Source organism: Gammaproteobacteria bacterium, from assembly GCA_013696315.1.
In the GTDB taxonomy this organism is placed as follows: domain Bacteria; phylum Pseudomonadota; class Gammaproteobacteria; order JACCYU01; family JACCYU01; genus JACCYU01.
Genome location: JACCYU010000071.1, coordinates 1 through 7,137, shown reverse-complemented (window position 1 = coordinate 7,137; position 7,137 = coordinate 1). Strand labels below are relative to the sequence as shown.

Here is a 7,137-nt window from a genome sequence, read left to right as displayed (position 1 = left end):
GGTCAGGGCCAGTAACGCGGCCAGCGCGGCCATGCGCATAGCTATAGAAATCATTGTTTCACCTCGTTGTCGTTGATTCGCCTGTCGTAGAGGATACAGGTTTACAGAGAGTAACCCGTCTCCTCGTGCTGGGTAATATCCAGCCCTTCGGTCTCCTCGGCCTCCGCCACGCGTAGCCCCAGGAGACCATCGATGATTTTCAGAATAACGAACGTTACGGACAGCGTCCAAATTACGGTCGCGAGGATGGCGACGATCTGTACGCCCACCTGCCCCATTGGCGTTTGACCTCCCGCCAGACCCGCTCCACCAAGGTTCGCGGATACGAACACACCGGCCAGCAAAGTGCCCAAAATCCCGCCCACGCCGTGCACGGGAAACACGTCCAGCGAATCGTCGATGTGGAGTACGCGTTTGACGATGTTGGTGGCAAAGAAGCATAGGGTGCCGGCGCTCAGACCAATAATTAGGGCGCCCGCGGGCCCGACGAAACCCGAGGCCGGCGTAATAGTGCCCAGTCCCGCGACCATCCCCGTGACGATGCCCAGCACGCTTGGTCTCCTAAACCGCAACCACTCCATGGTCATCCACGCGAGCGACGCGGCCGCCGCGCTGATATGCGTCACCAGCATCGCCATACCGGCACTGCCATTGGCCGCCACCGCGCTGCCGGCGTTAAAGCCAAACCAGCCCACCCACAGCATGCCGGCGCCGGCGACCGTCAAGGTCAGATTGTGCGGCGGCATTGGGGTCTCCGGGAACCCCCTGCGTCGGCCCAGCACGATGGCTGCGATCAGCGCTGCGACCCCCGCGGTGGTATGCACGACCAGCCCGCCGGCGAAATCCAGTACGCCCATCTGAAACAGCCCTCCGCCGCCCCACACCCAATGACAGATGGGCAGATAAACAAACGTCAGCCACAGCGCCGTAAACCACAACATGGCCGCAAATTTCATGCGCTCGGCGAAGGCGCCGATGATGAGCGCGGGCGTGATCACGGCGAAAGTCATCTGAAACATGACGAACACGGTCTCCGGAATCGTACCCGACAACGAATCGCGCGTAACGCTTTTGAGAAATATCTTGCTCAAGCCCCCGATCAAACCGTTCACCGCGCCGCCGTCGGTGAACGCGAGACTGTAGGCGTAAACGATCCACAGCAACGACGCCAGGCAGGTGATGGCGAAGCACTGCATCAACACCGACAGCACGTTCTTCGCCCTGACCAGACCGGCGTAAAACAGCGACAGGCCCGGAATGGTCATAAACAGCACCAGCGCCGTCGAGGTCAACAGCCAGGCCGTGTCGCCGGCGTTCAGCCCCGCCTGCGCCAACGCCGCGGCGGGCAGACAGCCAGCTATCGCCGCCAAGGCGGCCTGATATTTACGGACCAAGTTTTATCACACCCAGTGTCGCTACTCAGATGGCGTCCGCGCCGGTCTCCCCCGTGCGGATTCGGATTGCCTGCTCAATGCCGGTGACGAAGATTTTCCCGTCGCCGATCTTGCCGGTCTTGGCCGAATTCGTGATCGCTTCGATGACCGCATCGACCTGATCGTCGCCAACCGCTACTTCGAGTTTGATCTTCGGCAGAAAATCCACCACGTATTCCGCGCCGCGATAAAGCTCGGTGTGTCCTTTCTGGCGACCGAAGCCTTTGACTTCGGTGACCGTCAAGCCCTGAATACCGATTTCTGAAAGCGATTCGCGGACGTCGTCCAGTTTGAACGGCTTGATGATGGCGGTAACAATTTTCATGGCTTGCTCCTGGGAAATATCGGTGACCGCACCGTCCGGCCATCGCGGCGCGAGCCGGCGGCCAGGGGAATAATCACGGACGATTATATCAGGGCCACTCGTCCAGACCATCATGCCCGGTGGATGCGAGCGTGTTCACTATACGCCGAGTTTCGTCGCCACGGGCTAGTCTTCCAGGGCGCCGATACTGGCGACGCGCATCGAATTGGTGCCGCCGTCGCGGCCCATCAGATCGCCCTTGGTGATGATGACCAGATCGCCCTTCTTCACGACACCGGCCTCGACCAGCACGCGCTCGGCCTCGCGGCTGGCCTGCACGTGCTCGGTCACCGCGGTGGTGAATTTCACCGGATACACGCCGCGGTACAGCGCCACCCTGCGGCGCGTTTTGTCATGGCGGGTCAGCGCGTAGATGGGAATGCCGGAACTGATGCGCGACATCCACAACGGTGTCGAACCCGATTCGGTCATGGCGGCGATGGCGCGCACGCCCAGATGGTTGGCGGTGTACATGGTCGCCATGGCGATAGCTTCGTCCACTCTCACAAAGCGCGTGTTGATGCGATGATCGGAGGTCAGCGCGCCCCGCTGGCGTTCCGCCACCTCGCAGATGTGGCTCATGGCCTTGACTGCCTGCACCGGATAGCGGCCGGTAGCCGTCTCGGCCGACAGCATCACCGCATCGGTTCCGTCCAGCACCGCGTTTGCCACGTCGAACACCTCCGCGCGGGTCGGGATCGAGCTGTAGATCATGGATTGCATCATCTGCGTAGCGGTGATGCTCACCCGGTTCTGAGCGCGCGCCTTGTTGATCAGGAGCTTCTGCGCGGCCGGCAGTTCCGCGTCGCCAATCTCCACACCCAGGTCGCCGCGCGCGATCATAATGGCGTCCGAGGCGGCGATGATATTGTCGATCGACCGCATTGCCTCGGCGCGTTCGATCTTGGCGATGATGCCCGCCTCGCCGCCGGCATCTTTCAACAGCTGGCGCGCCTCCAGTACGTCCTCAGGCTTGCGTGCGAACGAGATCGCCAGATAATCCGCGCCCATGTCGGCGACAAACCGGATGTCGAGACGGTCCTTATCCGTCAGCGAAGGCGCCGACAGGCCACCGCCCTGCCGATTGATACCCTTGTTGTTGTAAAGCTCGCCGCCCACCGCCACGCGGGTATGAATCCGCGATCCCTGCACCCGCTCGACCAGCAACACGATCTGGCCGTCGTCCACAAGCAGCGTGTCGCCGCCGCGGACGTCGCCGGGCAGCTCTTGATACGTGATGCCCACGTGTTCGCTGTTGCCGCCCTCGGCATCCAGTTCCGCGTCGAGCACGAACGCCGCGCCTTCCTGCAATAGCGCGACACCAGCGGCGAAGCGCTGAATGCGTACTTTAGGGCCTTGCAGGTCGGCCAGGATAGCGACGTTGCGGCCTTGCGCGTCGGCCAGTTCGCGCGCGTGCCGCGCGCGACGCGCGTGATCCTCGCTGAAGCCGTGCGAAAAATTCAGTCGCACCACATCCGCACCCGCATCGATTAACGCATCCAGCACGCCAGGCGCGTCGGTCGCCGGGCCCAAGGTGGCGACTATCTTTGTCCGTCTTGGCAAGGTCTAAAATTTCCGATCAACGAACGTCATCAGCGGTATACGGCGCGACGCGAATCACCTTGCCGCGCGTTCCTGCAACATCGCCACGGCGGGTAATGTCCTGCCTTCCAGAAATTCGAGAAAGGCGCCGCCGCCGGTGGAGATATAGGAAATCCGCTCCGCGACCCCGAATTGATCCATGGCGGCCAGGGTATCGCCGCCGCCGGCGATCGAATACGCATCGCTTGCGGCGATGGCCTCGGCCACGCGCCGGGTGCCTTCGGCGAACTGAGGGAACTCGAACACGCCTAGCGGCCCGTTCCAGACTACCGTGCGTGCCCCATTCAGCATTGCAACGAAGTGACTCGCGGTTTCGGGGCCGATATCGAAGATCATATCGTCCGGCTCCAGGCTGTCCACCCGTCTGACTGTTGCCGTCGTCGTCTCGGAAAATTCCTTGCCGCAGACGACGTCCACCGGCAGCGGGATAGCGACGTCGCGCGCGCTGGCCGCGACGCTCAAACGTCTGGCGGCCTCCACCAGATCCGGCTCATGCAGCGAATTGCCGATCTCGTAACCAGCCGCGGCGATAAACGTGTTGAGCATCCCGCCGCCGACGATGAGCTGATCGACTTTTTCCAGCAATGACTCCAGCACCATGAGCTTGGTCGATACCTTGGCGCCGCCCACGATTGCGATCAGCGGGCGCGCCGGCTTTACCAGCGGCGCGGCGAGCGCCTCCAGCTCGGCGACCAGCAGCGGTCCGGCGCAGGCCTTCGGCGCAAAACGCGCCACCCCGTGCGTGGACGCCTGCGCGCGATGCGCGGTGCCGAATGCGTCCATCACGAACACGTCGCACAGCGCGGCCATTCTTCGGGCCAGCCCGGCATCGTCATCCGCCTCGCCCGGATTGAAGCGCACGTTCTCGCACAGCACCAGTTCGCCGCTGTTAACATCGACACCGTCCAGCCAGTCTTTCACCAGCCGCACCTCGCGGCCCAGTAGTTCGCGCAGACGTTGAGCGACCGGCTGCAATGAATACTTTGCATCGAACCGCCCTTCTTCGGGCCTGCCCAGATGCGACATGAGCATGACCCTGGCGCCGGCCTTGAGCGCCTGCTCGATCGTCGGTAGCGAGGCGCGAAGACGCGCGTCGCTGGTCACCCGACCATCCGTGACCGGCACGTTAAGGTCCGCGCGGATCAGCACGCACTGATCCGCGAGATCGAGATCGACCATCTTCAGGACTTTCAGCAACGTCTTGACTCCCTAAGCCTTGAATGCCGCGGTTAGCGAGCGTTCATCAGCGCGCGGGTGGTATCCAGCATGCGGTTGCAGAAGCCCCACTCGTTGTCATACCAGGCCATCACCTTGACCAGACGGCCGTTCACCTTGGTCAGGGTTGCATCGAAAGTGGCCGACACCGTGGTGTGATTGAAATCGATGGATACCAGCGGTCCATCGTTATACGCGAGCAGACCCTTGAGTTCGCCTGTCGCCGCGTTCTTCATGATGTCATCGATTTCTTGCTTGCTCGTGTCACGCGCGGCGTCGAAGCTCAAATCCACCAGGGACACGTTGATGGTCGGTACGCGGATCGCGAAGCCGTCAAGCTTACCGTCCAGGTCGGGCAGCACCAGACCCACGGCGGCGGCGGCGCCAGTCTTGGTCGGGATCATGGACATGGTGGCCGAACGCGCGCGCCGCAGGTCCGAGTGATATACGTCGGTCAGCACCTGATCGTTGGTGTAGGAATGTATGGTGGTCATCAGGCCGCGCTCGACGCCGATCCGCTCGTGCAGCGGCTTTACCATGGTGGCCAGACAGTTGGTGGTACACGAGGCATTGGAAATCACGGTGTCAGCACTTTTCAGCACCTTGTGATTCACGCCGTAGACCACGGTCGCGTCCACGTCGGTGCCGGCCGGCGCGGAAATAATGACTTTCTTGGCGCCGCCCTTAAGGTGCGCGGCGGCTTTGTCCTTGCTCGCGAATAGGCCAGTGCATTCCAGCACCACGTCCACACCAAGCTTGCCCCACGGCAGTTTGCCCGGGTCCCGCTCGGCGAACACGCGAATCTTGTCGCCATTGACTACCAGGGAATCATTGTCGACTTCGACCTTGCCGCCGAAACGACCGTGCGCGGTATCGAAGCGGGTCAGATGCGCGTTGGTATTGGCGTCGCCCAAATCATTGATCGCGACGATCTGAATATCGTCGGCGCCTCCCGATTCGTAGTGTGCGCGCAGGATATTGCGCCCGATGCGTCCATAGCCGTTGATCGCGACCTTAATTGTCATTCATGCTCTCCATTCATGTGCCACAAGGTTTAATGCCCACCGAGCGCTGCCAGTAACCGTGGCGTACGCTCTCTACTACGCGTCCGACGCCGGATATCGTTTAGCGCTCGCTTAGTATCTGCTCGGCCACCATCGCAACATTCTCGGCGGTGATGCCGAAATAGCGCATCACCACGTCACCCGGCGCCGATTCGCCGAAACGGTCGATGCCCACGATCCTACCCTTGTCGCCGACATATTTGCGCCAGAATGGCGTAACGCCGGCCTCGACCGCCACCCGCGCGGTCACCGCCGCCGGCAGCACGGTTTCGCGGTACGCAGGATCTTGAGCATCGAATACATCGGTGCACGGCATGGAAACCACACGGACCCGGCGTCCCGGTTCAGCGAGCCTCGCCGCCGCCTGCACGGCGACACCGACTTCCGAGCCGGTCGCGATGAGGATGACATCAGGCGCGCCCTTGCGGTCAACGTGCGAATCGCGCAGCACATAACCGCCGCGCGCGATGTTCGCGATCTGTTCGCCGTCACGCGTCTGATGCGGCACCCCCTGGCGCGAGAACAGCAGACAGGTCGGACCATCCCGACGCTCGATCGCCTGCTTCCAGGCTACCGCGGACTCCACGGCATCGCAGGGCCGCCATAACGACATGCCGGGCATCAGGCGCAGACACGCGGCATGTTCGACGGCCTGATGCGTGGGGCCGTCTTCGCCTAATCCTATCGAGTCGTGAGTATAGACGAACAGGGTTTGTATCTTCATCAACGACGCCATGCGCAGCGCGTTGCGGGCGTAATCGGAGAAGGTCAGGAACGTGCCGCCATACGGGATAAATCCACCGTGCAAGGCCAGCCCGTTCATGATGGCCGACATGCCGAATTCGCGTACGCCATAGTAAATATAATTGCCGTTGCGATCCTCGTGACTGAACGTGCTGGCACCGCTCCACAAGGTATTGTTGGAACCGGTCAGGTCCGCCGACCCGCCTACCAGTTCGGGCAACACCGGTGCGTAAGCGGTCAGCGCTTCCTGCGAGGACTTGCGCGACGGCATGGCCTGCGCCTGCTCGTGCGCTGCTTTGATATACGCCGCCGCCGACCGCGACCAGTCATCGGGCAGACGCCGCGCCAGGCGCCGCTCGAACTCGCCGGCCAGCGTGGGATGCGCGGCTCGATAGTCCGCGAAACGCGCCTTCCAGTCATGTTGCGCGCGCGCGCCATTGGATCGCGCGTTCCAGGCCGCGTGGATATCATCGGGAATCACGAACGGCGCGTGCGGCCAGTCGATATTATTGCGCACCAGCGCGACTTCGTCGTCACCCAGCGCCGCGCCGTGACTTTCCTCGCGCCCCTGTTTGTTTGGAGAACCCCAGCCGATGATGGTCTTGCAGCACAGCAGGCTGGGACGTTCGGTGACCGCGCGCGCCTGCTCGATTGCGGTCTTGACCGCTTGCGCATCGTGACCGTCCACGTCGGCAATCACATGCCAGCCGTAGGC

The 7,137-nt window shown here is 62.4% G+C and carries 6 protein-coding genes; all 6 read right to left on the bottom strand.

From position 1 onward, the window contains the following. Positions 1 to 101 precede the first annotated feature (101 nt). Positions 102 to 1,394: an ammonium transporter gene (locus H0V34_04000; protein ID MBA2490887.1), complete on the bottom strand. Its 1,293-nt coding sequence runs from the start codon at positions 1,392 to 1,394 to the stop codon at positions 102 to 104. Positions 1,395 to 1,419: 25 nt separating this feature from the next. Beyond that, positions 1,420 to 1,758, bottom strand: a complete 339-nt coding sequence (glnK, locus tag H0V34_03995) for a P-II family nitrogen regulator (GenBank protein MBA2490886.1) — start codon at positions 1,756 to 1,758, stop codon at positions 1,420 to 1,422. Between the two features lie 165 nt (positions 1,759 to 1,923). After that, on the bottom strand, positions 1,924 to 3,360 hold the full coding sequence (gene pyk / locus H0V34_03990; GenBank protein MBA2490885.1) for a pyruvate kinase: 1,437 nt from the start codon (positions 3,358 to 3,360) through the stop codon (positions 1,924 to 1,926). 54 nt (positions 3,361 to 3,414) lie between these two features. After that, positions 3,415 to 4,593 (bottom strand): phosphoglycerate kinase, encoded by a 1,179-nt coding sequence (locus H0V34_03985; protein ID MBA2490884.1) that lies wholly within the window; start codon positions 4,591 to 4,593, stop codon positions 3,415 to 3,417. Between the two features lie 35 nt (positions 4,594 to 4,628). After that, complete coding sequence (gene gap, locus H0V34_03980; GenBank protein MBA2490883.1) at positions 4,629 to 5,639, bottom strand: type I glyceraldehyde-3-phosphate dehydrogenase; 1,011 nt, start codon at positions 5,637 to 5,639, stop codon at positions 4,629 to 4,631. 100 nt (positions 5,640 to 5,739) lie between these two features. Then, positions 5,740 to 7,137: transketolase (locus H0V34_03975; GenBank protein MBA2490882.1), on the bottom strand; the 1,398-nt coding region annotated here is incomplete at its 5' end.